Annotated in this window: 31 protein-coding genes and 4 tRNA genes; 7 read left to right on the top strand and 28 right to left on the bottom strand. The window is 35.4% G+C overall.

The features are described 5' to 3' along the window. Positions 1 to 40: 40 nt before the first annotated feature. The 14 genes from tuf to PF028_RS00250 form a co-directional block, all read right to left on the bottom strand. The gene (gene tuf, locus PF028_RS00315) at positions 41 to 1,240 is read right to left on the bottom strand and encodes an elongation factor Tu (protein WP_270860676.1); all 1,200 of its coding nucleotides are present in this window, start codon (positions 1,238 to 1,240) and stop codon (positions 41 to 43) included. A gap of 76 nt (positions 1,241 to 1,316) precedes the next feature. Continuing rightward, a tRNA-Thr gene (locus PF028_RS00310) sits at positions 1,317 to 1,391 on the bottom strand. Positions 1,392 to 1,508: 117 nt separating this feature from the next. Continuing rightward, positions 1,509 to 1,585, bottom strand: a tRNA-Gly gene (locus tag PF028_RS00305). A 23-nt stretch (positions 1,586 to 1,608) separates the two neighbouring features. Further along, a tRNA-Tyr gene (locus PF028_RS00300) sits at positions 1,609 to 1,693 on the bottom strand. Positions 1,694 to 1,727: 34 nt separating this feature from the next. After that, positions 1,728 to 1,803 (bottom strand) — tRNA-Thr (locus PF028_RS00295). 83 nt (positions 1,804 to 1,886) lie between these two features. Continuing rightward, positions 1,887 to 2,045 (bottom strand): hypothetical protein, encoded by a 159-nt coding sequence (locus PF028_RS00290; protein WP_270860675.1) that lies wholly within the window; start codon positions 2,043 to 2,045, stop codon positions 1,887 to 1,889. Between the two features lie 3 nt (positions 2,046 to 2,048). Further along, a complete protein-coding gene (locus PF028_RS00285) occupies positions 2,049 to 3,140 on the bottom strand; it encodes an HP0729 family protein (protein WP_270860674.1) in 1,092 nt (363 codons plus the stop codon). Positions 3,141 to 3,147: 7 nt separating this feature from the next. Further along, positions 3,148 to 4,728: a GTPase gene (locus PF028_RS00280; RefSeq protein WP_270860673.1), complete on the bottom strand. Its 1,581-nt coding sequence runs from the start codon at positions 4,726 to 4,728 to the stop codon at positions 3,148 to 3,150. Then, positions 4,722 to 6,479 carry a hypothetical protein gene (locus PF028_RS00275; RefSeq protein WP_270860672.1) on the bottom strand — a complete coding sequence of 586 codons (1,758 nt, stop codon included), beginning with the start codon at positions 6,477 to 6,479 and terminating at the stop codon, positions 4,722 to 4,724. Before PF028_RS00275 ends, PF028_RS00280 begins: the two co-directional genes overlap by 7 nt. Further along, entirely contained in the window at positions 6,460 to 7,044 is a 585-nt protein-coding gene (locus PF028_RS00270; protein WP_270860671.1) for a hypothetical protein, read from the bottom strand. Before PF028_RS00270 ends, PF028_RS00275 begins: the two co-directional genes overlap by 20 nt. Then, positions 7,044 to 7,850 (bottom strand): GTPase, encoded by an 807-nt coding sequence (locus tag PF028_RS00265; protein WP_270860670.1) that lies wholly within the window; start codon positions 7,848 to 7,850, stop codon positions 7,044 to 7,046. The genes PF028_RS00270 and PF028_RS00265 overlap by 1 nt, the downstream gene beginning before the upstream one ends. A 141-nt stretch (positions 7,851 to 7,991) precedes the next feature. After that, entirely contained in the window at positions 7,992 to 8,297 is a 306-nt protein-coding gene (locus PF028_RS00260) for a hypothetical protein (protein ID WP_270860669.1), read from the bottom strand. Positions 8,298 to 8,355: 58 nt separating this feature from the next. Further along, positions 8,356 to 8,832, bottom strand: a complete 477-nt coding sequence (locus PF028_RS00255; protein WP_270860668.1) for a hypothetical protein — start codon at positions 8,830 to 8,832, stop codon at positions 8,356 to 8,358. A gap of 58 nt (positions 8,833 to 8,890) precedes the next feature. Then, positions 8,891 to 9,811, bottom strand: coding sequence for a helix-turn-helix transcriptional regulator (locus PF028_RS00250; protein ID WP_270860667.1), 921 nt, complete (start codon positions 9,809 to 9,811; stop codon positions 8,891 to 8,893). A gap of 161 nt (positions 9,812 to 9,972) precedes the next feature. Here PF028_RS00250 and PF028_RS00245 point away from each other — a divergent pair, with 161 nt between their 5' ends. Then, positions 9,973 to 10,197, top strand: coding sequence for a hypothetical protein (locus PF028_RS00245; RefSeq protein WP_270860666.1), 225 nt, complete (start codon positions 9,973 to 9,975; stop codon positions 10,195 to 10,197). Positions 10,198 to 10,247: 50 nt separating this feature from the next. On the opposite strand, the gene PF028_RS00240 is transcribed toward PF028_RS00245, so the two are convergent. The 6 genes from PF028_RS00240 to hemB form a co-directional block, all read right to left on the bottom strand. After that, the gene (locus tag PF028_RS00240; protein ID WP_270860665.1) at positions 10,248 to 11,264 is read right to left on the bottom strand and encodes a hypothetical protein; all 1,017 of its coding nucleotides are present in this window, start codon (positions 11,262 to 11,264) and stop codon (positions 10,248 to 10,250) included. 123 nt (positions 11,265 to 11,387) lie between these two features. Further along, positions 11,388 to 12,662, bottom strand: a complete 1,275-nt coding sequence (locus PF028_RS00235; RefSeq protein ID WP_270860664.1) for a (Fe-S)-binding protein — start codon at positions 12,660 to 12,662, stop codon at positions 11,388 to 11,390. A gap of 1 nt (position 12,663) precedes the next feature. Further along, positions 12,664 to 14,025, bottom strand: a complete 1,362-nt coding sequence (gene hemN, locus PF028_RS00230; protein WP_270860663.1) for an oxygen-independent coproporphyrinogen III oxidase — start codon at positions 14,023 to 14,025, stop codon at positions 12,664 to 12,666. Then, positions 14,015 to 14,536, bottom strand: a complete 522-nt coding sequence (locus PF028_RS00225; RefSeq protein ID WP_270860662.1) for a DUF2603 domain-containing protein — start codon at positions 14,534 to 14,536, stop codon at positions 14,015 to 14,017. Before PF028_RS00225 ends, hemN begins: the two co-directional genes overlap by 11 nt. Next, positions 14,509 to 15,429, bottom strand: coding sequence for an ornithine carbamoyltransferase (gene argF / locus PF028_RS00220; protein WP_270860661.1), 921 nt, complete (start codon positions 15,427 to 15,429; stop codon positions 14,509 to 14,511). Before argF ends, PF028_RS00225 begins: the two co-directional genes overlap by 28 nt. Continuing rightward, positions 15,426 to 16,403: a porphobilinogen synthase gene (gene hemB, locus PF028_RS00215; RefSeq protein ID WP_270860660.1), complete on the bottom strand. Its 978-nt coding sequence runs from the start codon at positions 16,401 to 16,403 to the stop codon at positions 15,426 to 15,428. The genes argF and hemB overlap by 4 nt, the downstream gene beginning before the upstream one ends. Before the next feature lie 62 nt (positions 16,404 to 16,465). On the opposite strand from hemB, the gene ribA reads away from it, so the two are divergent. The 6 genes from ribA to lysM all read left to right on the top strand — a co-directional run bounded on the left by ribA (position 16,466) and on the right by lysM (position 19,770). Continuing rightward, complete coding sequence (ribA, locus tag PF028_RS00210; protein WP_270860659.1) at positions 16,466 to 17,029, top strand: GTP cyclohydrolase II; 564 nt, start codon at positions 16,466 to 16,468, stop codon at positions 17,027 to 17,029. After that, complete coding sequence (rsmG, locus tag PF028_RS00205) at positions 17,026 to 17,601, top strand: 16S rRNA (guanine(527)-N(7))-methyltransferase RsmG (RefSeq protein ID WP_333720454.1); 576 nt, start codon at positions 17,026 to 17,028, stop codon at positions 17,599 to 17,601. Before ribA ends, rsmG begins: the two co-directional genes overlap by 4 nt. 10 nt (positions 17,602 to 17,611) lie before the next feature. Then, positions 17,612 to 17,839, top strand: coding sequence for a PP0621 family protein (locus PF028_RS00200; RefSeq protein ID WP_270860658.1), 228 nt, complete (start codon positions 17,612 to 17,614; stop codon positions 17,837 to 17,839). Further along, on the top strand, positions 17,840 to 18,388 hold the full coding sequence (locus PF028_RS00195) for a hypothetical protein (RefSeq protein ID WP_270860657.1): 549 nt from the start codon (positions 17,840 to 17,842) through the stop codon (positions 18,386 to 18,388). Between the two features lie 4 nt (positions 18,389 to 18,392). Then, a complete protein-coding gene (gene htpX, locus PF028_RS00190; protein WP_270860656.1) occupies positions 18,393 to 19,256 on the top strand; it encodes a zinc metalloprotease HtpX in 864 nt (287 codons plus the stop codon). Positions 19,257 to 19,347: 91 nt separating this feature from the next. Further along, positions 19,348 to 19,770: a peptidoglycan-binding protein LysM gene (gene lysM, locus PF028_RS00185; RefSeq protein ID WP_270860655.1), complete on the top strand. Its 423-nt coding sequence runs from the start codon at positions 19,348 to 19,350 to the stop codon at positions 19,768 to 19,770. 77 nt (positions 19,771 to 19,847) lie between these two features. On the opposite strand, the gene PF028_RS00180 is transcribed toward lysM, so the two are convergent. The 8 genes from PF028_RS00180 to PF028_RS00145 form a co-directional block, all read right to left on the bottom strand. Beyond that, positions 19,848 to 20,786, bottom strand: coding sequence for a DUF3137 domain-containing protein (locus tag PF028_RS00180; RefSeq protein ID WP_270860654.1), 939 nt, complete (start codon positions 20,784 to 20,786; stop codon positions 19,848 to 19,850). A gap of 119 nt (positions 20,787 to 20,905) precedes the next feature. Beyond that, entirely contained in the window at positions 20,906 to 21,211 is a 306-nt protein-coding gene (locus PF028_RS00175; protein WP_270860653.1) for a DUF1493 family protein, read from the bottom strand. A 241-nt stretch (positions 21,212 to 21,452) separates the two neighbouring features. Continuing rightward, the gene (locus PF028_RS00170; protein ID WP_270860652.1) at positions 21,453 to 22,226 is read right to left on the bottom strand and encodes a TPM domain-containing protein; all 774 of its coding nucleotides are present in this window, start codon (positions 22,224 to 22,226) and stop codon (positions 21,453 to 21,455) included. Continuing rightward, entirely contained in the window at positions 22,223 to 22,831 is a 609-nt protein-coding gene (locus PF028_RS00165) for a hypothetical protein (protein WP_270860651.1), read from the bottom strand. The genes PF028_RS00170 and PF028_RS00165 overlap by 4 nt, the downstream gene beginning before the upstream one ends. 3 nt (positions 22,832 to 22,834) lie before the next feature. Further along, on the bottom strand, positions 22,835 to 23,530 hold the full coding sequence (locus PF028_RS00160) for a LemA family protein (RefSeq protein ID WP_270860650.1): 696 nt from the start codon (positions 23,528 to 23,530) through the stop codon (positions 22,835 to 22,837). Further along, the gene (locus PF028_RS00155) at positions 23,530 to 24,543 is read right to left on the bottom strand and encodes an alanine racemase (RefSeq protein WP_270860649.1); all 1,014 of its coding nucleotides are present in this window, start codon (positions 24,541 to 24,543) and stop codon (positions 23,530 to 23,532) included. The genes PF028_RS00160 and PF028_RS00155 overlap by 1 nt, the downstream gene beginning before the upstream one ends. Next, positions 24,536 to 24,775, bottom strand: a complete 240-nt coding sequence (gene cmeU, locus PF028_RS00150; protein WP_270860648.1) for a CmeU family protein — start codon at positions 24,773 to 24,775, stop codon at positions 24,536 to 24,538. The genes PF028_RS00155 and cmeU overlap by 8 nt, the downstream gene beginning before the upstream one ends. 1 nt (position 24,776) lies before the next feature. Next, positions 24,777 to 26,144, bottom strand: coding sequence for a phosphomannomutase/phosphoglucomutase (locus PF028_RS00145; protein WP_270860647.1), 1,368 nt, complete (start codon positions 26,142 to 26,144; stop codon positions 24,777 to 24,779). Positions 26,145 to 26,229: the final 85 nt, after the last annotated feature.

The following is a 26,229-nucleotide window of genomic DNA, read 5'->3' as shown; positions in this document are numbered from 1 at the left end:
AAATGCAAACGGCGTAAATTTGCCGTTTGCATAAATTTAATTAAGCTAAAATTTTTGATACAACACCTGAACCAACTGTTCTACCACCCTCACGGATAGCGAATCTTGTTCCTTCTTCAAGTGCGATTGGAGCGATAAGCTCAACAGTGATTTTAACATTATCACCAGGCATAACCATTTCAGTTCCTGTTGGTAATGCGATAGAACCTGTAACATCTGTTGTTCTAACATAGAATTGTGGTCTATAATTGTTAAAGAATGGAGTATGGCGACCACCTTCGTCTTTTGTTAGAATATAAACTTCGCCTTCAAATTTAGTGTGTGGGTTGATTGATTTTGGTTTGCATAGAACCATACCTCTTTCAACTTCTTCTTTTTTAGTTCCTCTTAGCAATACGCCGACATTGTCGCCAGCTTCGCCTTGATCCATCTCTTTTCTAAACATTTCAACGCCGGTTACTGTTGTAGTTTGAGTTGGTCTGATACCTACGATTTCGATTGTGTCGCCTACTTTAACAACACCTTTTTCGATTCTACCTGTTACAACTGTTCCACGACCTGAAATTGAGAAAATATCTTCGATTGGCATCAAGAAATCTTTATCAGTGTCACGAGTTGGAGTTGGGATATAGCTATCAACAGCATTCATAAGTTCCATAATTTTTGCTGACCATTCGCCGTCGTTTCCAGCTTTTGCTTCTTCAAGAGCTTGAAGAGCTGAACCTTGGATAATAGGAGTATCATCTCCCGGGAAATCGTATTGGCTTAGTAGATCTCTAATTTCCATTTCAACTAGTTCGATTAGTTCAGGATCGTCCATCATATCGCATTTGTTTAGGAAAACAACGATATATGGAACACCTACTTGGCGAGATAGCAAAATGTGTTCTCTTGTTTGTGCCATAGGACCGTCTGTCGCAGCGATAACTAGAATCGCGCCGTCCATTTGAGCAGCACCAGTAATCATATTTTTAACATAGTCAGCGTGGCCAGGACAATCAACATGAGCGTAGTGTCTATTTTCTGTTTCATACTCAATGTGTGAAGTTGCAATAGTAATACCGCGTTCTTTTTCTTCTGGTGCGTTATCAATATTGTCATAGTCTTTTAGCTCAGCTAGACCTTTTCTTGAAAGAACAGCAGAAATAGCAGCTGTCAAAGTAGTTTTACCATGATCGACGTGACCAATAGTACCGATGTTTACGTGTGGCTTGTTACGAGTAAATTTTTCTTTAGCCATTATCTTCCTCCGTAATAAATGTTTTTTTCGTAATACCTAAATTTGCATTTTTAAACAGCGGCTCTACATTTCCTAATGGAGCTCATAGCGGGACTTGAACCCGCGACCTCTTCCTTACCAAGGAAGTGCTCTACCTCTGAGCCATATGAGCGCTTAAAGGCTTGGCAAAAGTAGAGTTTGGACACTATTAAAAAACACAAATAAACCTTGGAATCTAAAAAGTAACTGTATAAATTTAAGTTTTACAGCTCCCAGTAAGAATCCAAAATGGAGCGGGAAACGGGGCTCGAACCCGCGACCCTCAGCTTGGAAGGCTGATGCTCTAGCCAACTGAGCTACTCCCGCAAGTCGCTTCCATTTTATTGCCATGGTGGTGAGACGTGGATTCGAACCACGGAAGGCAAAGCCAGCAGATTTACAGTCTGCCCTCGTTGGCCACTTGAGTATCTCACCTAAAAAAATCTGGTCAAACACTGTTACAAAAAAATGGAGCTGGTGAACGGACTTGAACCGCCGACCCACTGCTTACAAGGCAGTAGCTCTACCAACTGAGCTACACCAGCCCGATTAATTTGAAGTTGTGATTATATCTTAAAATTAAACTCTTGTCAAGGTTTTTTTAAAAATTTTATGCAAATTTAGATATTTAATCTTTTCCCTTTGCTGTTTTTGGCGGTATTGTGCTTTTGCATTTTTCACACACCGCAAACGGCTTCGTGCAACTAAAAACAAAAATTTGCAAATTTCCACATTTTGGGCATTTTACCAACTTTGGTTTGCTAGGAATTACACCGCTGATTTTCATTTTTTATCCTTTATAATCGATTTTTCGTTTTTCTCGCAAAAGCGCAGGTATCGCGCCGTCTCGCCCTATGCCTAAAATTCTGCTTCTTAGCAAATTTATCTCACGCAGGCTCGCCTTTTTTTCATGCACACTTGCGTTTCGCACACTTTGCAGGGCAGTTATCTCGCCAAGCAAGGTGTAAAACAGGAAATTTTCTAAATTTCTATCATTTAGCCTTTTGATAGCGTTTTTTATTTTGATTTGATTAAATAAAAATTTGTAAGTGCCTAAATTTGGGCGAATTTCAAACATATCTCGCACGGTGTAGTCCTTGCCCTGCACCGAGTAAGGCACGGCTAAAATCTCTTTGTCAAAAATGCAAAGCCTTTTAAATAAAATTTTGACAAATTCGTAAATTTCAAGCTCCATAACCTTAGAATATCTCATCGAAATGGCGCTAAAATCGTAAATTTTATCATCTTTGTTGGCTAGGTATTCGATCTCGGCTGAGACTAAATTTTCCACGCTGTCGATATGCAAAATGTGAAAAATATCGCCGAAACAATACCTTGCTAAATTTTCTTTTACGCCCAAAAATTCGGCACTTTTATAGACATTTTTGTAAAAACACTCGCCGCTAGAAAAATAATCAAGCGAATTTTTTTGTTCTACCACGAGCGGATAAACATAGTCGTTGCCGTAAATGCGGTAAGTCCTACCCCGCACCAAAAATCCGCTTAAAAAATCATCTCGGACACTCTCAAAATCATTTCGCACAAGCTCACGCAAATCACCTAAAATAAACCATTTCTCCACTTCTAAATCTGCATAGTAGCTTGGGCTTATCTCATCATCTAGTGTGTCTTTGACAGCGATGACCTTTGCGACATAAAGGCTAGAAAAATCGCTCAAAAACAGCTGAAAATAGCCGTTTTCGTCTGCGTTTGCACCGGCATAAATTTCATTTAGGGCGTTTTCGTCTAAATTTTGCATATCCCTATCCTTGGCTCTGACCTTGCCAAATGCGACCTTGCCTTTGCTAAGCAAAATTTTCAAATGCTCTTCGATGACATTTGCCTTAAAATATGGGTTATAAAGGATAAGGATATTTTGCATTTTTCACCTACGCTATTTTTTCTGAAATTTTTGAAATTTGCTTTTGAATTTGCTCTAAATCATCGTTTTTCGATGACAACTCTCTAAAAATTGTGCTATAAGTATTCAAAAGTGGATTGAAAATTTCATTTGTAATCTTGTTAAATTCTTTTTTGAAATTTACTTCCAAATCATCTGCTATGTTACTAGCTGTATTATTTATACTTGCAATTCGTTCTTTTTCTTTTTTTATCATCTCTTTGTGTTCTTTATTGGCTTTATATATGTCACTGGCACTAGTTATTACTGTTATGATAATGCCAAGCCGTTTTCCAAGCGTTTGAGAAGTTTTTTCTATCCAAACTTTACCTTTTCCTTTCATTAATTTAGGCAAATATTCTTTGATATATTCCAGTGCTTTTTTTGTAGCACCAGAAACTAACTCTTTGTCATTTACTAATCGCATTGCATTATTTTTTAATTCATCAGGTATCAAAAATTCGCCCATTTCGCTATTTGATACTAAATTTGGCAAATTTATATCTACGCTTACGCCACCTAGTTTGCTAAAATTTCCTTGAAATTCATCTACTTTGCGTGAAATTTCACTGCTTATATCATTTACTCCTTGTGAAAATTCATCGCATATCAAATTTGTTTTTGCGTCTATTAGCTCGTATAGTTTTGCTTCGCTAGGATTTTCACTAGATAAAACCGCAACAAGATTATCTTTTAAATTTAAAATATGTCTTCTTAATCCGTTATTTTGCTTGATTTTAAAATTATCTTTTTGTTTTTCAAGGTAGGCTATGAGTTCTGAAATGCTTTTTTGTTTTTCGCTTTCAAAATTTAAATCACAAATTTGAGATATTTTTTCTAATTTCTCTTTTAAAAATTTATTGATAGTATTCTCGACATCGTTTGTGCTAGAATTTTGCATTAAATTTTTTATTGCAAGTTCGATTTGTAGGTAGCCGCTTTTTTCAAGCAAAAGATTTTTATTTTCCATTTTCGCTTTTAACGCAGATAAAGCATTTACAACCTTGATTTGGATATTTTCAGCTTCCGCTCCATACTCAGATGAAATTCTTTGTAAATTTTGGGCTACCTTATCTGTGATTTTTACACTCTCTTCACTATCAAACCCATGACACTCTTTATCATTTACAACGACCAAAAGCTTTTTATTGTTTTTTAAAATTTCAGCCATTGCAGTGTAGATATATCTTGCTTCGACAGAGCCACCATTTTGCATTACAAATATCACGGCATCGCTTTTTTGCAAATGTTCCTGCGAGATTATATCATCTTCATTATTTGCATTAAGTCCGGGAGTATCATAGATAGTAAAGCCGTTAAATTTATGCTCGTGTATCTCTTTGGTAGTAGGCACATCGCCCATAGGTGCTACTTCTTTGCCAAAAAGAGCATTTAGCAGGGTTGATTTACCGCTATTATATGTGCCGTAAATCATAAATGTCGGATTAAAATTTGCTAGTTTTTCATCTAGCGTTTGATTTATACTATCTAAAATTTCTTTGAAATTTTCGTTATCTTTTAACAAAGAATTTAACTCATTTTGGATACTTTTGTAGTTTTTGATTAACATTGTAGCTCCTTTTTAAAAGTTTGTATTTCATTTTCAAATTTATTTAAAATTTCGGCGATTTTAGTAGATTTTTCTTCAAGCGGTTTAAAAATTTTCTCCTGCAAGGCTTCATAAGCTTGTTTTGCTATTTCGGCAAAATGTTTAGTTCTAACTTCTTTAAAATTTAAAATCACTTCTTCGCTATTATCGCCGATTGATACCCACTCGTATTTATCTTTGCCTGTGACTTCTCCGATTTTACCACCGACATAACCAGCGACAGTAGTAGCACCAGTATAAATAGCAGCACCAGTCCAAGTTAATACATTTATACCTGGCACAAGCGAAAGAGCACCCACCACTGCTGTACCTAGTAGAGCACGACCGACAGCCTTATTTCTAGTCTTTGTAGAATATTTTATTTTTTCTCGTTTCTCTTTTATCTCATAATCATAATTTAGTTCGCTTTCAAATTCATCGACAACCTTTTCATAACTTTCAACAACATTTTTAATTTTCATCTCTAAATCTTTTTCAAATTTAGCCTTTATCTTTTTATCTATCTTTTCTAGCGTTTTCTTTAAATCCCTATTTGAAAGGTTTGTCGCATATTTGCTAACCACTTCATCTACTATCAAGCCTACTTCGCTCATAGAATTTAACTTCAAAGTATCAAATTTTTCATTTGTTTGTCTTGTTTCATCATCAAATTTATCTATACTTTCTTTAATTTGAGCTATCGAATTTTCTCTATCTTCCAAAATTTCATCTATGAGTGAATTTAGCGTTAAATACGGACTTTGCTCTTTTAATTTTGTAGCTTTATTTTTCACAATATCAGTTAAATTTTCATACAACTTTGAAATATTGCTATTTTCAAATTTTTCCTTATCATCGTTTTCTAGCCCAATCTTTGCCATTTTTGTCGAAATAGAAAAAATATCTCCCACTTCTTTGCCAATCTGCTCTTTTATGCGTTTTTTGCAATCTTCTTCTTGACCTTTTCTGATTTCTGGCGATTTATTATTTGAAATAAGCACTATTTCTCCATTTATTTCATCTTCGCCGCTTATATCTGATTTAGTGATAATTGTAGTAACTTCTTTATTTGCTCTGAAAATTTCATCAAGTTCTCTATTTTCATCCATTTGAAAAGGGTCAAGCGAGTGAGACGGATAAATAACATAATCAGCACTGCTTAGATATTTTTTAGCAAGTTCGCCATTTTTATCAGTCATCGAGCCAAGACCAGGTGAATCTATCCAAGCCAAACCGCTTAGCTTAAATCCTTGAATAGAGCTTGTGCATTCCAAAAGATCTGTCTTAAACTCTTCGTCATTTATCTCGGCTAACTCTTTGATTTCATCTTTTTTACCTGCTTCATCGTATTTAAAAAACGAAACATTTTGATTTGCAAGTCTATTTTTGGCTATAAAATTTCCTAGATAACTTTTTCCTGCTTTTACTTTTCCAAAAATCATAACTATAAAATAGTTTTTAAGCTCACTTCTCAATTTTTCATTTTCTAAATTTTTCTCGAATTCGGCGTTCCAGTTTTCTATGCTAGATTGTGCCGTGTTTTTGATACTCTCAAATGTCTCAGCTAATGCTTCATTTGCTTTACGCAAATTCTCATCTAAGCTGACATTGCCTAAATCGTCTCTTAAATCATTTACTAAATTTTGAAGCTTTTGTCTTTTTTCATCTATTTTAGAATTTCTGACGCTTATCTCATCAAGAGATTTATAAAATTCAACCATTTTTGATTTCATCTAAAAACTCCTTTAATTCATTGATTTCATTTTGTAAATTTTCATTTTCTTTCTCTATATGGCTAGTGTCAATGCCGTGAAAAACTATTTCATCGTTGTCATTGGAAACCATAGCACAAAGAGCTGATTTATCAGAAACTTGCTCGGAAACTACCTTAGCAATTTTGTGGTATATCGAAGATTTTTCTTGGGTATTTAATTTATCAGAAACTTGCTCGGAAACTACCTTAGCAATTCCAATCCCAGCAGCAACAACACCTGCGACGCCAACAAAAGGAGCCGTCATAGCCGCCGTAGCCATGCCCAGCGGATTAAGTTTATGCTGCACTTTAACCCCAAAATCTCTTTCTATGGAATCAAACACACCTTTTTTATACTTTTTAATACTTGCGTAAATTTTCTCATTATGAGATAACTCTTTTTTCTTTTTTTCTTCTTCTAACTCATTGCGATTGCTTGTAGTCGTTGTCGATGATTTATCATCATCATTAAAAGCTTTTACTACTGCACCTACTACAACGGCACCAACGGCGGCGGCTGCCCAGCCTATCAATGGAATTGGCATTATCTTAACCTCGCTTTCATATTTTTTATAGTTTTGTTTGCTTCTGCTACTTTTTCTTTAATTTGCTCTTCTTTTTCTTTTATATTTTGCACGGCTTTATTGTTTTCTTCGATTTTTTCTTGCAGTGATAAAATCAGCATTTTTACGGCTTTTTCTAATCTTGCATTTCGATTTTTATAAATTTTATCCGGTCTGCACATTTTATTTATCTGCTCTTTTAGCTCATTTATACCGCTGTTTTGAACTAGCAAATTTTTATTTTCATTTTTGCCTTTGATATAACTTGGCGTTTTTATGCTCAAAACTTTCACACTAGCACTAAATTCATTTTGAATTTGCTCTTTTATCTTTTCCATACCCCTTTTTATATCTTCATCGCTTTTATCTTCTATATGATTTATCACAAAGATTGTCTTATCAAAAAACGATTTTGCATTATTTAGCTCGTTTATCAAGCTATGCAAATAACCTATCTCGTCTTTTTTCAGCTCTCCGCCCGATAAAGAGTGCAAAAATATATTCACATCAGACATAAACTCACCGCCAAGAGCCTTTTCATCGTCATCAGGCGTAGCATTTAGTCCAGGTGTGTCGATGTAAATAATACCCCCATACTCCACACTTTTAATTTCTGGCGTTTCTCGCTTGTCAGCCACTTCAAAAGTTTCGTTTTCAAAATCATCTATCAAAGCGTTTAAAAGCGAACTTTTTCCACTATTATAAATCCCTATACACAAAACATTCGGTTTTATGTTTTGAGAAAACTTTAAAGCTTCAACTAATTCTCGTATTTCATCGATACTCATAAGAACTCCTTTGTTTTGAATTTTGAGTTTATAAATCCCCGCTCTAACGCAGACTTATAAACTCAAATTTAAAATTTGCCGTAGAATTCACAGAATTCCACGGCAACTAGGTAAATTCGTAAATTTTAGCGATTTGCGAATTTATTCGGTTTCTGCTTCGATAGTAATTTCGCTACCTTGTGCAACACTTGGGGCAGGTTTTGCACTCTTGCCCCAGCCAAAAGCTTCATCTATCTCTCCAAGCTTTTTTTCAACGCTATCATAAACTTGCGAAGCCGTCTCTTCGATAGCGTCTTTGGCTCTACCAAATCCATCACAAACGCTCTCTATGACATCATCGACTTTTTCGGCGAATTCGTCATCTTCTTCGCACCTATTTTTGACATACATTAATGCACCTACTCCTGCTATCGCACCTGCGCCTAAACCTAAGAAAAACTTCCACATTTTTCATCCTTTCGTAAAAAATTTATGGTATTTTACGAAACTCTTGCGACAGGATTTGTCATATTATCAAATATGCTTCCACTATCGCCTTTTTCATCTTCAATCTTGCTTGTAAATCTTTAATCTCTTCTTTAAATCTCTCAATGCTTTCCTTTTTAAAATCTATTTCTTTTTGAAGCTCTTTCGTTTTCAAATATAGAATTTCTTCTTTGATTTTATCGATTTCTGCTGATATAATGGGTCGCTCCGGCATTAAAATATCTGCGACATGTATGGTTTCATCGCTATGATTACGATAAAAATCGCCTGAAATCAAGTGTTTGATTTCGGACACAAGCTTAATTCCATATTTTTGCTTTATATATAAAATCGCTTCGTTTTCTAGCTCTGTATCATCGCCGTTTGTTTTTTGGGCTATGATTTTTAAAAACTCAGGTGTTATTTCTTCAATCTTTTTTAATAAACCCCGTTTTTTGGCAAATTTTAATTTCAACTCCATTACCCTTTTTTCCGTAGCTGTGACAAATTCGTTCATTTTTCTTTCCTTAAAGTAAATTTTTATCGCACCAAAAAGCACAATAAATTTACTCATTTTAAGAAATTTTCCCGTCAGTATTTGTCGCATTGGCACTTTTTTCCAAATAATCTTGCAGAATTTTTTCAAATTTACTTTGCAAATTCGCAGGTTCGATGATTTTCACATAGGGCAGATAGAGTTTGGCGAAATTTAAAATTTCATCTTCAAACGCCGCCGTTACGCTAAGATACGCAAATTTATCATCTTGTTTTGTGATTTTTTGTTTTATAAAAAACTGCTTGTGATTTAGATACGCCGTCGCCGTGATACTTAGTCGCAAAACAGCTTCCACAGGAGCCGATGAAAACCAGTGGTTTTTGTTTTCTTTGATTTGTGCCAGTTTTTCATTTTCTGGCGAAAAAGTTTGTTCCAAAACATCTAAATTTGAAATTTTCTCAAATGTAAATGTCTTTAAAACGCCCTTTTCATCGCACAGCGCATACCAAACCCCAAGACGGAAAATAAAGGCATAAGGCTTTGCGGTGCGTGGTTTTTGCGCGTAAGTGAAATTTAAAATATAGTGATTTTTGATAGCACTGCAAATATCCTTGAAATCATTTTTCAGCGTAGAATTTGCAATGAATTTTTCAAATTTGGCATCTATTTTATAAACGCCGTTTAATAAATCTGTGATTTCGTTCTCCCCAAAGCTAGGGAAAATCTCGCTAACGCCTAAATTTCGTGCTAGGCTAAGCGAACAAGAATTTAAAAAGCCCACTCCCAATGCAGTTGCGTGAGTTATGCCGTTTTTGGTTTTAAACTCAAAGCCATGCACTCTAAGCGCTTCTAAATCCCTTTGTATAGTCCTATCGCCCACGCCAAATTCGTTTTCTAAGTCTTTCTTTCTAAAACTCTCGCCTAAAAATGCTAACTGCATAAATCTAACAAGCCTAATGGCGATATTATCGCGGTCTGATTTTAGATTTCGCTTACTCACTTTTTGCCTTTTTGTTTAAATTTAATTAAATTCGAATTATATCAAAAAAAAAAAAAAACGGAAATAAAAAATCTGCTCAAATTCTTGCTATGTCGCCATTGTGAGCGAAATTTAAATTTGTGCTATAATTATGCTTTGAAAAATTTGTAAAAGGATAAAAAATGAAAATTTTGCCTTGGATTGTCATAGTTTTTTTGATTTATGTGATATATTATTTTTTAAATCGCTACGAAAAACGGACAAAAGAGCTTGAAAAAAGGATAAATTTAAATCAAGAAAAAATCGAACAACTCGAAAAACTCATCGAAACAAACAGGCTTATGATCGAAGAAAATAAATTCAAAATCAAAGAAAACAGCGAAAATGTAAGCAGTCTGCTAGAATAAATTTTCAAAGAATTCTCAAAATACCTACACCAAATTTGCTAGAATAAATTTTAATTTATCACAAAAGGTTTGCTGAAATTTCCGTGCTTATCAAGGCTTCTTAGTAAAAATTTTCTAGTTTTGAATAAATTTAGCTCTTTTTCGATTAATTTTATGCTAAATTTGCCCAATTCATCGCTCATTACTCGTTTTATTTCATCGAAGCCGTTTTGTTCGTTTATAGAAAATAAAATTACTTTGCACTCGCTACTTGCGCCGTCTCCGTAAATTTCGTTAAATTCCAAATTTGCCTTTAAAATATCATCGTTACTAAATTTAACCCACAGCACGAAATGCTCTTCTTTTGGCTCTTTTGTGCCATCGCTGTCGAAGTATCTGACGACAAACATATACTTACCTTCAAGTAAAAATTTGCTCTTGCAGATAAAAACAAAATAGTCTTTTTCAAACAAAATTTCTCCGTCGATAAAATCAGGCTCTTTAAATAAATGGTCGTTAAAACCGATGACAGATAGCTTAAATTCGTCATAATCGCTAACCTTGAATTTAAGCACAGGATAATGCTCGTTTGTATATAAAATTCGCTCAATGTCAAACTTAACATCGGTTAAATCCATTAAATCGATTAAAAAATTTGTTCCGTTTTGCGAATTTGCTTTATAATTGTGATTTTTTAAAATCTCAACCGCTCGTTCTTCGTTTCGATTTGCTCGAAAAATAGGCTTTTTTGTGTCGATTAAAATAACAAATTTATACCTAAATCCGCTCGAATTTTCGCTAGAAATTAAAATTTCAAAATTTAACCTATCTCTTTGTTTTTGTGAATTTATGCGAAAAATCGCTTCGCCTTGCGAATTTGCGTTAAGTTTGATAAATTCGTTTTTTGTTTTTAAATTTACGATAGAAATTTCCGCATTTGGATTTGTGATGATTTTGACTAAAATAGCAGTAAAATTGCACTCATAGATATTTAATCCGTCTATTATTTGCGAATCAATTATATCGTTAGAATTTTCAGACGATATTATAATCTTGGGCTGTAACTGCCCGTGCAACCTTTTTTCCACCATTTCCGCCTAATTATATTTTCAAATTTTGCCTAAACTCGGACTTTTCCGACTTTTAGCACAAAACTGGCTATTTTATCCTAAATTTTTTAAAAAGCATATAAAGCAAATTTTCAAATTCGCTTAATCTTTCAAAACCTTTGCGATTAACTCAATCGGATTTATGCACTCTTTATTTAGCCCAGCGATATGCAAAGCATTATTTAGCTGCATTTTACATGCACTACACTCGGCACTAACCACATTTAAAGGCATATCTTTTAGCATTTTTACCTTACTAAGACCTGCCTTGCGAGAGAGTTCGTAGTGATCGGTTTGCATAGTAACACCGCCAAAACCGCAACATTGATTTGAATCTTTCATCTCTTTTATATCATAGTTTATAGAAAGCAAATTTCGTGGCTCTTTAAAAACGCCTTGCATTTTTCGTGCATGACATGCGTCGTGATAGGTTATGACCTGAGTCGTTTTTCGCTTTCCTGCTAATAACGCTTTTAAATTTGTGAATTTATCAAAATACTCTGTCGCCATAAAAATCTTTTCGCTCACTTTTTTTGCTCGCTCGCACCACTCGGGGTCGTTTTCGAAAAAATGAGCGTAATCAACCTTGATCATCGCCGAGCAGGTCGCTTCCGGCACAATGATAGCCTCTACGCTTTGAAGTATCTCTTCAAAATATGCGATATTAAATTTAGCTGATTTTTCCACTGCACCAAAATCGCCCGTAAAATACATCGGCGCACCGCAACAGGCTTGTTTTTTCATCAAATGCAAATTCAGTTTTAAAGCTTTTGCTATCGTAAGAATTCCTTCACCAATGCCAGTATATGCGTAGTTTCCCATACAGCCGATAAAAACGCCGATGGTTTTAGCCCCGCCGTTATCGATAAATTCAGGGTAAGAGTTCATAAAACTTTTTTTAGCGACACTTGGGAGCAATCGCTCTTTTTTTACAAGCGGAAAATTAAATCTTGCACTCATCGAATTTGCAAATTTATCGCTCGTTTTAAAACCGCAACTTTTAAAAACAAAGCCAAATTTAGCTGCTAAATCTAAAATTTTTCTATGACCCAAAAACCAAAAAGCAACCCGTTTATACCACGCAATGCCGAATTTTTCGGCTATGTCACGGCGAACATTTTCTATCATCGTATCAACAGGTAGTGAATCGTTACAGCTATCTACGCAGTTCGTGCATAAAAAACAGCTCTCAAAGATTTTTTTAGCGTCCTTATCAAGCTCTAATTCGCCCCGTTTATACGCTCCAAGCAAATCTAAAAACCCACGCGGAGATGTTACTTCGTCTGCGTTTATATTATGAATAGTGCAAACTTGGATACATTTTCCGCATTTTACGCACTTGTCGCTTATTTTTGTAAAGTCAAATTCGCCACTCATCTTACACCGTTTTTGAGAATTTTTTCTCGCCTATATTAAATTTCATATACTCATCAAAACACATTGCGATATTTCGTATCAAAAGCGTTCCTGTCGGCGTTACGCTGATTTTTTCATCGCTTATTTGCACAAAATCTTTAAGCTCTTCAAGCTCTCTTAGGCTATCTTTGAAATGCTCGAAGAATTTAATGCCAAATTTAGCTTCAACTCCCTTAATATCGACGATAAAGTTACTCATCAAATTCATAACGACTTCTTTTCTAAGTAAATCTTCATCGCTTAGCAAAATTCCTTTAAAAAACGGCAATTTGCCCTGCTCTATCGCATTTTCATATTCGCTCATATCTTTAAAATTTTGTGCGTAGTAGCGTTTGCCTTCGCCGATACTAGTTAAGCCAATTCCCACTAAATCCGCTCCGCCTTTTGTGGTATAGCCTTGAAAATTTCTATGAAGAGTGCCGTTTTTAAGGGCAGCGTGAAGCTCGTCGCTTGGTTTTGAGTAGTGATCCATGCCTATTGGTTCATAACCGTTAGCAGTTAAAAAATCGTGTGTAAATTTAAGAATTTCAAGCTTAACCTTTGGGCTTGGCAGGCTAGTTTCATCAAATTTACGCATAGATTTTTTTATCCACGGAACATGAGCGTAGTTAAATATCGCAAAGCGATCGGGATCAAGACTTAAAGCCAATCTCAAAGTCTCTTTAAAACTTTCCAAACTCTGATAAGGAAGCCCGTAAATCAAATCCATATTTATAGATTTTATACCCCTGTCTCGTGCCATTTTTGTCGCATTTTGTGTGATCTCAAAAGGTTGAATTCGGTGAATTTCTTTTTGCACCTTTTCGTTAAAATCTTGAACGCCGTAACTTATGCGGTTAAATCCATGCGAAATCAAAACATCAAGTTGTTCTGGCGTTAAAAATCTAGGATCAATCTCACAGCTAATCTCGGCATCATCGCTAAAATTTTTAAAATATTTTTTTATATTTTTTATATGGCGATCGAGTTGTCCCGCATCAAAATATGTCGGAGTTCCACCACCAAAGTGCATTTGAGTTACGCTTCGCGAAGTATCCAAAAAATTGCTTAGAATTTGCATTTCTCTTTCAACAAAATCCAAATATCTATCCATTTTGTCGCTTTTGCTCGTATAGATCACATTGCAACCACAAAAATAACAGGCACTTCTGCAAAATGGCATGTGAAAATACAGCGACAACGGCGTTTGTGAATTTTGATTTTTTAGTTCATTTTGATACTCATCTAAACTAAAATTTCTACCAAATTCAAGGGCTGTGGGATAACTAGTATATCTTGGTCCCGGTTTTGAAAATTTCGCATAAGCGTCAAAATCAATCTTCACTTATATTACCTTTCTGCTCAATAAACTCTTTAATATCTACAAATAAATTTGGGTGCTCTTTTTTTACATTATCAACAACGCTATCCAAATCTATATTTATGCGTGAAATATTTGGATTATGTGCCGTAATCTTACGAATTTCGTCCATACACACAACCCAAACATCGCCAAAATCAACAGGCACATGTTGCCAAATACTTTTTTCAAGTTTGAGATCGAAATTCTCTTTCATCGCATTTTTGGCGATTTGAATTAAATTTGAAAGAGATTTTATCGAAACCATCGTATGAAGTTCGCCCTTTTCATCGATCCCAAACCAAGGCTCACCCTGCTCCCATGAACCGCTTTTTAAAACAAGCTTTTTTTCGTTTGTTTGCGGGTCATTAGTGATTTCAAAAATGGTTTTTTCATCATCGCTAAGACCCAAAATTTCACTTGCTTTATCGATTTTTTTGTAAATTTCGTCCTTTTTTACGGGAGAATTTATTTTTTCCTTTGACGATCTAGCCAAACCATAATTCCTTTTTGCGCATGAAGTCTATTTTCAGCTTCTAAAAATACTTCATTTGCGTGTTTTTCAAAAACATTTTCGCTAACTTCATAGCCCCTATAAGCTGGCAAACAATGCAAGAAAATAGCGTCTTTTTTCGCCAAATTCATCATACTTGTTTTAACGCAAAATCCTTCAAATTGTTTTACTTTGCGATCTTTTTCATCTTCTTGACCCATAGAAATCCAAGTATCTGTCGCAACAACCTCAACGCCTTCGATTGCCTCTTTTGGATCATTTGTGAAGTGAATTTTTGCGCCACTTGTCTTAGCATTTTCTAATGCTTTTTCTATGATTTTATGGTCTGCTTCATAGCCTTTTGGTGTTGCAACCCTAAGCTCAAAACCTAAAATAGAAGCTAGTGATATCCAAGAGTGAGCCATATTATTTCCGTCGCCTATGTAAGCCACAATGCCCTCTTTGCCAAGCTCTTGCATAGTCATATAATCAGCCATTAACTGCACCGGGTGGATATTATCGCTAAGTCCGTTTATAACAGGCACATCTGAAAATTTAGCAAATTCAACCAAATCGCTTTGTTTATAAACTCTAAGCATTGCCATATCTACCATTTTTGAAATAACTCTTGCAGTATCGCGGATAGGCTCCCCACGACCTAGCTGAATATCACGGCTACTTAAAAACATAGCTTGACCGCCTAGTTGATACATACCTGTTTCAAAGCTAACGCGCGTTCTAGTCGAACTTTTTTCAAAAATCATAGCCAAAGTTTGATTTTTAAGATACGGCTTGTATTCGCCACTTTTTGCCTCTTTTTTAATATCGGCACCAAGTTTAATAATCTCTAAGATTTCTTCTTTTGTGAAGTCATCAAACGATAAAAAATGTCTCATTTTGCTCTCCTTAAAATTTCGCAAATTTCTTTTGCATGATAGCTTATTATCATATCCGCACCTGCCCTTTTGATACTTAAAAGCGTCTCAACCATAACCCTTTCATAATCAATCACACCAAGTTTAGCTCCTGCTTTTAAAAGTGCATACTCTCCGCTTACATTATACGCACAAATCGGAAGTAGCGTTTTTTCCCTTAAATCTCTAATAATATCTAAATAAGCAAGAGCCGGTTTTACCATTAAAATATCAGCCCCTTGCATTTCATCTTCCAAGCTCTCATTTATCGCCTCTAAGCGATTAGCAGGATCCATTTGATATGAGCTTCTATCGCCAAAATGCGGTGTGCTTTCAGCTACATCTCTAAAAGGTCCGTAATAACCACTAGCAAATTTAGTCGAATACGCCATTATCGGCAAATTTTCATATCCGTTGCTATCTAGTCCGTCCCTAAGAGCCGAAATTATGCCGTCCATCATACCGCTTGGAGCTATCATATCGACACCATTTTTAGCGTGAATCAAAGCCTGTTTAACCGAAATTTCAAGCGTTGCGTCATTATCGACGGTTTGCTTGACAGGGTCTATGATACCGCAATGCCCGTGATCTGTGTATTCACAAAAACACAAATCTGTAATAACAAATAAATTTGGAAATTTATCTTTTATCGCTCGAAGCGAAGTTGCGATAATGCCGTTATCACTTAAAGCGTCGCTTCCAACGCTATCTTTTAAATTTGGAATTCCAAATAAAATTATGCTTTTTATACCCAAATTTACCAAATTTTCGCACTCTTTTAAAATTTCATCAAGGCTCATTTGAAAAACACCCGGCATCGAAGAAATCTCTTTTTTCACATTTTCGCCACTTACGACAAAAAGCGGATAGATAAAGTTGCGACTTTCTAATGAAGTTTCTCGCACCAAATCCCTTAAATTCGGATTTATGCGTAATCTTCTAAATCGTTTAAACATTGTTTTTCCTTTTTTAGATACAATACAAGCGATAATTTTATCATATTTGGAGTAAATTTTATATGAAAATTGAAATTTCAGAGATTGCAAATTTGCCATCACGCTTTGGTAAATTTAAAGTGCAGTCTTTTAAAGAAAACGAAAAAGAGCATTTGGTTATCGCTAAAATGCCGTTTAGCGAAGTAGTTAATGTGCGAATTCACTCAGAGTGTCTAACAGGCGATGCGATAGGAAGCTTGAAATGCGATTGTAGAGATCAGCTCGAAGAAAGTCTTAAATTTATTGAATCTAACGGCGGTATGGTGATTTATTTGCGTCAAGAAGGGCGAAATATCGGACTTTTAAATAAAATAAACGCTTACGCACTGCAAGATAAGGGTTTTGATACAATCGAGGCAAATCATCAGCTGGGCTTCAAAGCAGATGAGCGAACTTACGAAATAGTTGATTTTATTTTAAAACATTATGAAATCAAAAAGATAAATTTGCTTACAAACAACCCTGAAAAGCTTTCAAATTTGCATTGTGTGGAGATTGTAAGCCGAATTCCAATCATCATAAAATCAAACGAATTTAACGAAAATTATCTAAAAACAAAAAAAGATAAAATGGGGCATTTGCTGTGAATTTGATTTTGCCAAGTGATTTTGATGAAAAATGCGATAAATTCGGCGAGTGTTTGCGTAAATTTAACCAAATTCACAGCCTGACAAACTATGATGATTTAAAAGAGATTATCGCTGATAGCATAAAAGGCATAGAATTTATCCCAAAATACCCAAAAATCGCACTTGACATCGGTAGCGGGGCAGGATTTCCTGCTATATTTTTGGCTATGATTTTAAATTTAACCAAATGGCATTTATACGAGCCAAATGCGAAAAAGGCGGCATTTTTGACATACGCAAAGGTAAATTTAGGTTTGCAAAATATCCAAATTCATAGAGAAAAAATCGAAAATTCGCTAAAATTAAGAGCCGATTTGATAACTTCAAGGGCGGTTATGAAAACTAAAAATTTAGTTGAAATTTGCGACGGATTTTATGATGAAAAAACGCACTTTTTGCTATATAAAGGAAGTAGCGTAGAAGCCGAAATCAGCGAATTTTTAGAAAAGTTTAAATTTGCAAAAACGCAAATTTTTAATGAAAAAACCAGAAATTATCTTTTAATAAGTGAAATTTCAGAACCAATTTAAAAGGCGAAAAATGGGAAAACTTTTATCTTTAATCATAATTATAGCTTTGATTTATTTTTTTATAGTGCCAAAATTTCGCACAAAAAAAAGCGAAAGCTCAACCAAAAAAAATAAAAACGACGAAAATACCCAAAATTTGGTGCTTTGCGAGTGTTGCGGTGCTTTTGTAAGCGAAGATGAAATTCATACAAAAAACAAACAACAAATTTGCAATGAGTGCGAAAAAAAGGAAAAATAGATGATTATTATCGGGCATAGACTTATTAAATTTGAGCCTTTTACGGCTGTTAGCAACTTTGACGAAGTGGCAAAATACGATAATTTGCTTTTTAAATTCAATCCAAGATTTATCGAAAGTTCGCAAATTTTAGGAAAAAAATTTAGCGTTAGGACAAATAAAATCCAAGAAATCATACTCGCAAACGCAAGCGGAGCTAGTTTTATAGTGGTAGATAAAAAATTTGCAAAAACAGCGCAGGATCTGGCGCAAAATTATCTATTTGACGCAAAAATCGCCTGTATCATTTCAAGCGAACGCCATTTAAAAGATCTAGCCGAAATCGGCGTCGATGCGGCGATTTTCAAAAATGGAATTCGCTTTTTATCACACTCTTTTTTACCGAGTTTCAAGCCAAAATTCGCACTTCCAAAGCTTGAATTTAACAAATTCAAAAAGCAAACGCAAAGTAAAGATATATTAACCAAAAATTCTGATAAAATTCAAACCGATGAATTTCAAAATGAAAATTTGCAGTCATTAAGAGAAATCTTAAATAAGAAAGGTTGAAAAAATGGAAAAATTAAAAACTGCCGGTTTAATGGCGGGCTTAATGCTTTTATTTATGTTTGTAGGAAATCTAATCGCAGGTCAAACAGGTATGATAATCGCATTTTTGGTGGCAGCGGGAATGAATTTTTTCAGCTATTTTTTCAGCGATAAACTAGTTTTAAAGCACTACAAAGCCGTCGAAGTAAGCAGAGCAAACGCAGCAGGGCTTTATAATATAGTAGAACGCTTAGCAGATAGAGCAAATTTGCCTATGCCAAAGGTTTATATAATCCCCGAGCAAGTGCCAAATGCCTTTGCCACAGGCAGAAACCCTAGCCACGCCGCCGTTGCCGTAACCGAAGGTCTTTTAAAACTAATGGACGAAAAAGAAGTAGAAGGTGTTTTGGCTCACGAAATGAGCCATGTAAATCACTATGATATTTTAATCGGCTCGGTTGCGGCTGTTTTTGCAGGTGCGATTGCTATGCTAGGAAATTTCGCCAAAGTGGGTGCTGCCACAGGCAGAAACAACGCAAACAACCGCGGCGGCGGAGCTTTTATGCTACTAGCAGCTATCGTAATGCCGCTTGCCGCTAGTGTTATCCAAATGGCGATTTCACGCACACGCGAATTTAAAGCCGACGCAGGTGCTGCCAAACTCACAGGACACCCTGAGTGGCTGATTTCGGCTCTATCAAAGCTTGATAATTACGCTAAAAATTATCGTATGCAAAATGCAAATTCGCAAACAGCTCACATGTTTATAATAAATCCATTTAGCGGATTAAAAGGGCTTACGAATTTGTTTTCAACGCACCCGACAACGGCTGATCGCATAGAAAAGCTAACGCAAATCGAGCAAGAGTTAAAACAAATTCGCGGTTAAAATTAATTTGAAATTTTACAATCATTTACTAAAAAATTGTAAAATTTCATAATCTTAATTTTTTAAGAAATTACTTTTAAGGAGTCCAAAAATGGGATTACTATCATTTGTTGCAAACGCAGGTAAAAAGTTACTCGGTCTAGGCAAAGACGAAGAGAATATCAAAAGCGAAATCGCTACTAGCCTAAGCTCAGAGCCGGTTGAAAACCTTGAAATCAAAGTTGAGGGCGATACCGTAAAAATCAGCGGCGATGCAAGTCCGGAAGCACTTGAAAAAGCTGCCCTAATCGCAGGAAATGTTAAAGGTATCACAAAAGTAGAAATCGAAGGCGTTAGAGAAGATGAAGGCGATAACTACTACACTATCGTAAAAGGCGATAATCTTTCAAAAATCGCTAAAAAATTCTACGGCGATCCAAACAAATATCCTGTGATTTTCGAAGCAAACAGAGAAGTCATTAAAGATGCAAATTTGATTTACCCAGGTCAAAAAATCAGAATTCCAAAATTATAATTTTGGTAAATTTCATAAATCCTTATACCACAAGGTGCGAATTTTTCGCCCTTGTGGTTTTTTATGGCTGAAAATTGCTACAAATTTGAATTTAAAATTTTCGTCACAAACAAACAATGCAAAATTTGCCTTTTTAGCGGTAAAAATGGATTTTCCCTTAAAACGCTTTTAGTAAATTTGGGTTCAAAATCGCCCAAGCCAGTATTTAGAAAAATATAAATTTTATTATCCGTTAAACTTATAAGCCTTTTTTCAAATTGCATCAATCGTTTCATAAATTTAGGCGTTAAAATTTGTGCCGCACTCTCTGTATCGCCCCCAAGAACGCTAAAAATTTTATTAAATTCGCTGTCATTGATGGCTACTTTTTTGCACTTTTTATTTTCAAAACCAATCTCATTTGGAACTATAAAAATCGCCTGTTTTACACTTTTTTCAAGTGTCGCATGAAAAAATATCCCCCAAAAGTCCCCGCCGTTTATATCATCATGAACGCCAAGTCTAGCAAATTCAAATTTAACACCGCCGCAAATTTCGCCAGATATTTGCATATCTGAGTAAAATGCGTAATGTTTTTTAAAAAATCCGCTTTGTATCAACGGGTCAAATTCGATTTCGCCGTATAAATCGCAATCAAAACTGCATTTTTCAAAAGCCGTGCTTTGAAAAAACATTGAGAATTTTCTCTGCATTTTTTCTTTAATATGTCGCATAATAAAAAAATAAGACAGAACAAAAGAGAGACAAATCATAAGAATTATCAAAATTTCAATTTTAAATTTAGCCAAAGCTATGAAAAGTGCTAGATAAATGCCAACAGTTATCCAAGATGCCACTGTAAATGGTGGCAGACAAATGCACACAGTCGTCGCAATTACAAGCAAAGGCGTAGTGTCAAAAATGTCAGTAAAATAGCAAAACATAGTGGCTAGGGGAACAAACGCCCCAATTAAGCCAAATTTGATGAGATTATAATTTTTAATAAGGTTTAATCTAAAATTTTCTAATTCGTTCATTTTTGCCCCTACGCTTTCGCTAACGCAATTTTTTAAAACCTGCACCGCGAAATTTTAAGCATTATAGCAAAAAAAAAAAAAAACGAAATTCAAAATTTGCAATGTATCAATTAGTAATTTTATGATTTATTTTTAACCCAACGCCCAAATTCTGCCGAAATTATCAAATCATCTACAAAAATCGGCTCTAAATTTGATTTTTTAAATATGTCAAAAATTGAATTTGGAAATTCATTATTAAAATATCTGTTAAATACAAATTCCGATAAATCAACACTAAATTTTTTCGAATACTTTAACATTAAATTTTCGGCATCTTCGCCGTCAATTCTCAAATCCTCTAAAAGTGTCGTAGTTGCCGTGATTTTTTGGCATTTAATCCCAGAAAAATCACTAATAAATTTAATAATATCATCACTAAGCATAATAAATTTCCCAAATTTTTTGGTAGGCAAGGATACCCACCCTACGATACTATTTTGCAAATTTGTTTAATTCGCTAAAAATATTCAAGACAGAGCGGGCGTAGTAATTTAAAAAATTTTACGCTTCCTAGCGTAGCACACTTTGTCGTGTGTGAGCGAAGGAAGCGTGAAATTTTTTAATTTAATCCGTCAGGTATGGGGAATTAAAAGCTAGGCTGAATTCAAGGCAGAAAAAAGCTAACTACCAGCTTCCGCTAGCTCCGCCTCCGCCAAAGCCTCCGCCCCCACCGCTAAATCCGCCGCCAAAGCCACCACCGTGAGAAAATCCACCGCCAAATCCACCGCCCGAACGCATAGAATTTCGCAAAATTTCACTTGCTATATCGCCCAAAATTATAGTGTCGTCGCTGTTTCGTGCCCTGTAAGATCTATTATCCCTGCTCATCATATACAAAATAATGAAAAAGAATATCATAAAAATAATAAAGCCAATGTCGGCCTCTTCGTCATTTTTGGCGATTTTTTCAAATTTCAAATCGCCGTTTTCGATAAAATCCAAAATGCTAAGCACCCCGCTAACAACGCCACTTTCGTAGTCCCCTGCCCTAAAATGCGGCAGAATTTTATAATCAATTATCCGCTTTGCTATGCCGTCAGTTAAAACGCCTTCAAGCCCATAACCAACTTCTATGCGTACTTTGCGTTCGTTTGGAGCGACGAGAAGCAAAACGCCGTTGTCATACTTTTTTTGTCCCAAAGCCAAAAATCTAGCCTGTTCGTTAGCAAACTCTTCGATTTCATAACCGCCAAGCGATTTAACACTTACAACCGAGATTTGATTTGTAGAGTTTTCATCAAATTTGATAAGCAAATCATTTAACGCTTCTTCTATTTGCGGGCGTAAAATTCCAGCTTCATCGATGACGGCACAATTATTTGGCTGGGCTAAATAATCGCTGATTTTTGCGTCACTAAAACAAAAACAAAGCATTAAAAAAAGCAAAATTCTTTTCATTTTATCTCCACAAATTTTTCTTTAATGTCGTCTTTGTCATCGGCTGTTTTAGCGACTTTTTCGACCACTAACTCGCATAAATTTTTAACCGAATTTTCTAAAACTTGCCCTAAATTTTGCGAATTTACGCTTTGGCAAAATTCGTTTATGATGTCTAAAAATTCGCTATTTGGTATAACTTCTGCGATATTTTTTCCACAGATTATGTGAGCGATTTTTTCATTTACGCAAACGCAAAACATAACCGTATCATCGCATTTATCGTATCCGAAAAGTTCAAATTTGCTAAACGCAAAATCATAAGTTAGCCTAAATTTCATCATCTTTGGAAGCATAAATTCCAAAAATTTTGGAAATTTATAAAATAGAAATTTAAAGAGCAAAAATACCAAAACCACGATTTCAAATGCCGTTATTTTGCCGATTTGCGGAAAAAACATAAGCACGGCTCCCGTTATAAAAGCTAGTGTTGCTGCCACGCTCCACGAAAGCGGAGCATAATCAATAGCTTCGTTACTCAAAACGCAGATAAATTCGGCATTTGAGCGTTTTTCGGCTTCCGTTATAGTCTTCGTTATGCTAGTTTTGTAAATTTGCTCTATCATTTTTTATTTAAACGAAACTTGCGGGGCAGCTTGTTCAGCTTCACTGGCTGCAAAAACCGGCTTACTTCCGCCCATACCGACAAGTTTTGCGATGATATTTGTCGGAAAAACCCTGATGACTTTGTTATACTCTTGCACCACGCCGATATAGTCTTTTCTAGCCACAGCAATGCGATTTTCAGTGCCTTCAAGCTGTGTTTGAAGTTGCGTGAAATTTTCGTTTGCTTTTAGTTCAGGGTAGCGTTCAACCACAAGCATAAGGCGAGAAAGTGCCGAATTTAGCCCGGTTTGTGCTTCGTTAAATTGTTGTAGGGCTTCCATAGTTTGCGGAGCCGTGTTGGCATCGACATTTACGCTAGTTGCCTTTGCACGGGCGTTTATCACGCCTTCAAGAGTTTCTCTTTCATGACTTGCATAGCCTTTGACGGTTTCAACGAAATTTGGGATCAAATCAGCCCTTCGTTTGTATTGATTTTGCACCTGCGCCCACGCCGCATTTACATCTTCGTCCATTTTAACGAGCTTGTTGTATGTCGGCACGGCGATAAAACCAAAAACAACGGCAATCGCCACCAAAATTCCAACAACTTTAAGCCAACCAAAACTGCCTTTTTTCTCGCTTTTTGGCGAACTTTCATAGTTTCGGTCGTATTCTACGCCACCGCCATTTTGTGAATTTTTGTTTTCTAACTCTTCCATTAGACCCACCTTCTTTGGATTTTTTCATGTAATTTTACTAAAATTTCGTATTCAATCGTATTAAAAAATTTCGCCCACTCTTTTGCGTTGTCGATGACGCAAATTTTTTCGCCAAAATCTTCGCAAACGAAGCTATCCATCGACATTTTGCCAAGCATTTTTGCTCCATTTGCCACCATTAACTCGCTCTCGCCGTTGTAGCGAAAAATGCCGTCAGCATATCCTAAATCATAAGTTGCGATTTTCATATCATTTGGTGCTTCAAATTTAGCACCATAACCTACTCTCTCGCCTTTTTTTAAAATGCGAGAGCTGATTTTATCGGCATAAAGCTTTAAAACAGGCTTTAAATTTAGGCTATCATCAAACTGAGCGTAACCAAACTGAGCTATGCCAACTCGCACAAACTCATCATCAAATTCAGCGCTTCGCTCGATAGCAGCGGAGTTGCAAGAGTGGAAAACGATATTTTCAAAGCCAAATTCTTTACATTTTTCTTTGGCGATTTTCTTAAATTCGCTAAAATTTTGCCTTTGCGTGAAAAAATCGCTTCCAAATTCATCGGCTTTGCGAAAATGCGTGTAAAAACCTTTCAGCTTAAATTCGCCTGATTTTGCCAAATTTAGGGCATTTTCAAGCTCATCTGTGCCTATGCCGTTTCGGTGCATCAAGGTATCAACAGCAATATGAATTTTCAAGCCTTTTTTTAGCGTTTTAAAATTTGAAATATCATTTATAGCATAAACAAATCGCTCATCTTCGTCCCCATTTGGAATATGCGATAAAATCAGCACTTCATCAAAAAATTCAGCAATCTCAATCGCTTCATCAAGTGTGCGAACCACACCTTTTTTTATGCCAAGAGTTTTAGCAAATTCGCAAATCAGCCTTGCACCATGCCCGTAGGAGTTATCTTTTGCGATTAGGCAAATTTTTTCTATACCGCCGATTTTAGCGGCGATTTGGTTTATATTATGCTTGTAAGCTTCCCTATCTAGCGTGATTTCAGACATTAAATTTCACCCCATACGCTTCATAAAGATACGGCAAAAGTTTTCGAATCGCATAGTCGTATTTGTGAAATTTTTCATAAATTTCTTTAATATCGCAATCTTTTGCATTTTTAAAATCAAAAACATCGGTATCACCAAATTTTGGAATTTTTTCATCAAAAAGTGCGTAAAATTCGGCTCTGTTATCAAGCAGTTTTTCTATATTTTCTTTTACGATTTGGCTTTTTTCCATTTTATTTTCCTGCGATTTCATTTAAAATTTTTAAGAATTCAGCTTGGAGCAAATCCCTAAATTCAGGCGTCTTTGCTTCAAATCTAGTTACTATTACAGGCGTTGTATTACTAGCTCTTACCAAAGCCCAGCCGTCATCAAATCTCACTCTAACGCCATCAATATCGATAATATCAACGATTTTTGGTAAATTTGCAATTCCGTTTGAAATTTGCATTTTTAATTTTTCTATAATCTCAAATTTCTCTTCTTCGCCCGTTTTAAATTTAATCTCATCAGTGCTGTAAAACTTCGGTAGTTTGGCAAGTTCGGCTTCCAAATCAAAACCAAGCTTAACTAGTTCAAGCACTCTCATCATCGCATACACGCCATCATCAAAGCCAAAATATCGCTCTTTAAAGAAAATATGACCGCTAACTTCGGCTGCAAGGTCGATTCCTAGCTCTTTCATCGCTTTTTTTATGTTTGAATGCCCCGTTTTTCCCATAAAGCTTTTACCGATTTTATTTATCGTATCATACATAGCTTGCGAGCATTTTACTTCGCCTAAAATTCGCGGATTTTTCATATTTAGAGCCAATAAACATGCCAGTTCGTCGCCTTTTATGTTATGATTTGGCGTTAAAACTGCTATTCTATCGGCATCTCCGTCAAAACCAAAGCCGATTTTATAGCCGTTTTTTGCCATTTCGTTTTTAAGATCAGCTAGATTTTTTTCTTCGCTAGGGTCTGGGTGATGGTTTGGGAAGTTACCGTCAGGCTGTGGGTAAAGGATTTTTGCCTTTAAATTTAGTCTTTTGCAAATTTGCGTTGCACTAACGCCGGCAGCTCCGTTAGCGCAATCTATCACAAAAGGAAAATCAAAATCTTTCAAATTTGCAAATTCTTTTTCAAAAAAGTTTAAATAATCGCTTAAAATATCGAAATTCTCAACCTTTGCATTTGTAGGAATTTTTTCGCCAGAATTTATAAATTTAGTCACTTTTTTACCTAAATTTTGCAAATCTTTCCCAAAAAAACTATCCGTGCCAAGCGTGATTTTAAAGCCGTTGTATTCTTTTGGATTGTGAGAGCCTGTTATCATAATGTTTGCGTCAAATTTGTTTGTAAATACGCTAAAATAGCCAATCGGCGTTGGTAAAAGCCCGATATTAAAAACTTGCAAATTTGCGTGATTTAATCCGCTCACAAAGCTCTCAAAAAGCGAATTTGCACTAAGTCTTGCATCATAACCTACGCTAACTTTTTTTAAGCCCCTGTTTGCTATTTCTTTGCCAAGCTCAAAGCCGATTGCTTTAACGCTAGTCTCGTTTAATTCGCTTCCAAAAATTCCGCGAATATCGTATTCTCTGAAAATATTTTGTATCATAAAAATTTACCTTTTTTATAAAAAATCTTGTTATTTTACCACTAACGGCTAAATAAATGATAAAATTACGAAAAAATTTAAAGGA

The sequence above is a fragment of the Campylobacter sp. CN_NE2 genome, from assembly GCF_027797465.1.
GTDB lineage: Bacteria > Campylobacterota > Campylobacteria > Campylobacterales > Campylobacteraceae > Campylobacter_B.
This window is presented reverse-complemented; position numbering and strand designations above follow the sequence as displayed.

Bases quoted from the DNA above. Each gene is read 5' to 3' on its own strand.
- PF028_RS00145 (WP_270860647.1), bottom strand. From the start codon at position 26,144: ATGATACAAAATATTTTCAGAGAATACGATATTCGCGGAATTTTTGGA.
- PF028_RS00280 (WP_270860673.1), bottom strand. From the start codon at position 4,728: ATGTTAATCAAAAACTACAAAAGTATCCAAAATGAGTTAAATTCTTTG.
- PF028_RS00235 (WP_270860664.1), bottom strand. From the start codon at position 12,662: ATGAGTGGCGAATTTGACTTTACAAAAATAAGCGACAAGTGCGTAAAA.
- PF028_RS00160 (WP_270860650.1), bottom strand. From the start codon at position 23,530: ATGGAAGAGTTAGAAAACAAAAATTCACAAAATGGCGGTGGCGTAGAA.
- PF028_RS00200 (WP_270860658.1), top strand. From the start codon at position 17,612: ATGGGAAAACTTTTATCTTTAATCATAATTATAGCTTTGATTTATTTT.
- lysM (WP_270860655.1), top strand. From the start codon at position 19,348: ATGGGATTACTATCATTTGTTGCAAACGCAGGTAAAAAGTTACTCGGT.
- PF028_RS00180 (WP_270860654.1), bottom strand. From the start codon at position 20,786: ATGAACGAATTAGAAAATTTTAGATTAAACCTTATTAAAAATTATAAT.
- PF028_RS00195 (WP_270860657.1), top strand. From the start codon at position 17,840: ATGATTATTATCGGGCATAGACTTATTAAATTTGAGCCTTTTACGGCT.
- cmeU (WP_270860648.1), bottom strand. From the start codon at position 24,775: ATGGAAAAAAGCCAAATCGTAAAAGAAAATATAGAAAAACTGCTTGAT.
- htpX (WP_270860656.1), top strand. From the start codon at position 18,393: ATGGAAAAATTAAAAACTGCCGGTTTAATGGCGGGCTTAATGCTTTTA.
- PF028_RS00170 (WP_270860652.1), bottom strand. From the start codon at position 22,226: ATGAAAAGAATTTTGCTTTTTTTAATGCTTTGTTTTTGTTTTAGTGAC.
- PF028_RS00165 (WP_270860651.1), bottom strand. From the start codon at position 22,831: ATGATAGAGCAAATTTACAAAACTAGCATAACGAAGACTATAACGGAA.
- ribA (WP_270860659.1), top strand. From the start codon at position 16,466: ATGAAAATTGAAATTTCAGAGATTGCAAATTTGCCATCACGCTTTGGT.
- PF028_RS00265 (WP_270860670.1), bottom strand. From the start codon at position 7,850: ATGAGTATCGATGAAATACGAGAATTAGTTGAAGCTTTAAAGTTTTCT.
- PF028_RS00275 (WP_270860672.1), bottom strand. From the start codon at position 6,479: ATGAAATCAAAAATGGTTGAATTTTATAAATCTCTTGATGAGATAAGC.
- PF028_RS00155 (WP_270860649.1), bottom strand. From the start codon at position 24,543: ATGTCTGAAATCACGCTAGATAGGGAAGCTTACAAGCATAATATAAAC.
- PF028_RS00175 (WP_270860653.1), bottom strand. From the start codon at position 21,211: ATGCTTAGTGATGATATTATTAAATTTATTAGTGATTTTTCTGGGATT.
- PF028_RS00270 (WP_270860671.1), bottom strand. From the start codon at position 7,044: ATGCCAATTCCATTGATAGGCTGGGCAGCCGCCGCCGTTGGTGCCGTT.
- PF028_RS00255 (WP_270860668.1), bottom strand. From the start codon at position 8,832: ATGAACGAATTTGTCACAGCTACGGAAAAAAGGGTAATGGAGTTGAAA.
- PF028_RS00245 (WP_270860666.1), top strand. From the start codon at position 9,973: ATGAAAATTTTGCCTTGGATTGTCATAGTTTTTTTGATTTATGTGATA.
- argF (WP_270860661.1), bottom strand. From the start codon at position 15,429: ATGAGACATTTTTTATCGTTTGATGACTTCACAAAAGAAGAAATCTTA.
- tuf (WP_270860676.1), bottom strand. From the start codon at position 1,240: ATGGCTAAAGAAAAATTTACTCGTAACAAGCCACACGTAAACATCGGT.
- PF028_RS00290 (WP_270860675.1), bottom strand. From the start codon at position 2,045: ATGAAAATCAGCGGTGTAATTCCTAGCAAACCAAAGTTGGTAAAATGC.
- hemB (WP_270860660.1), bottom strand. From the start codon at position 16,403: ATGTTTAAACGATTTAGAAGATTACGCATAAATCCGAATTTAAGGGAT.
- PF028_RS00260 (WP_270860669.1), bottom strand. From the start codon at position 8,297: ATGTGGAAGTTTTTCTTAGGTTTAGGCGCAGGTGCGATAGCAGGAGTA.
- PF028_RS00285 (WP_270860674.1), bottom strand. From the start codon at position 3,140: ATGCAAAATATCCTTATCCTTTATAACCCATATTTTAAGGCAAATGTC.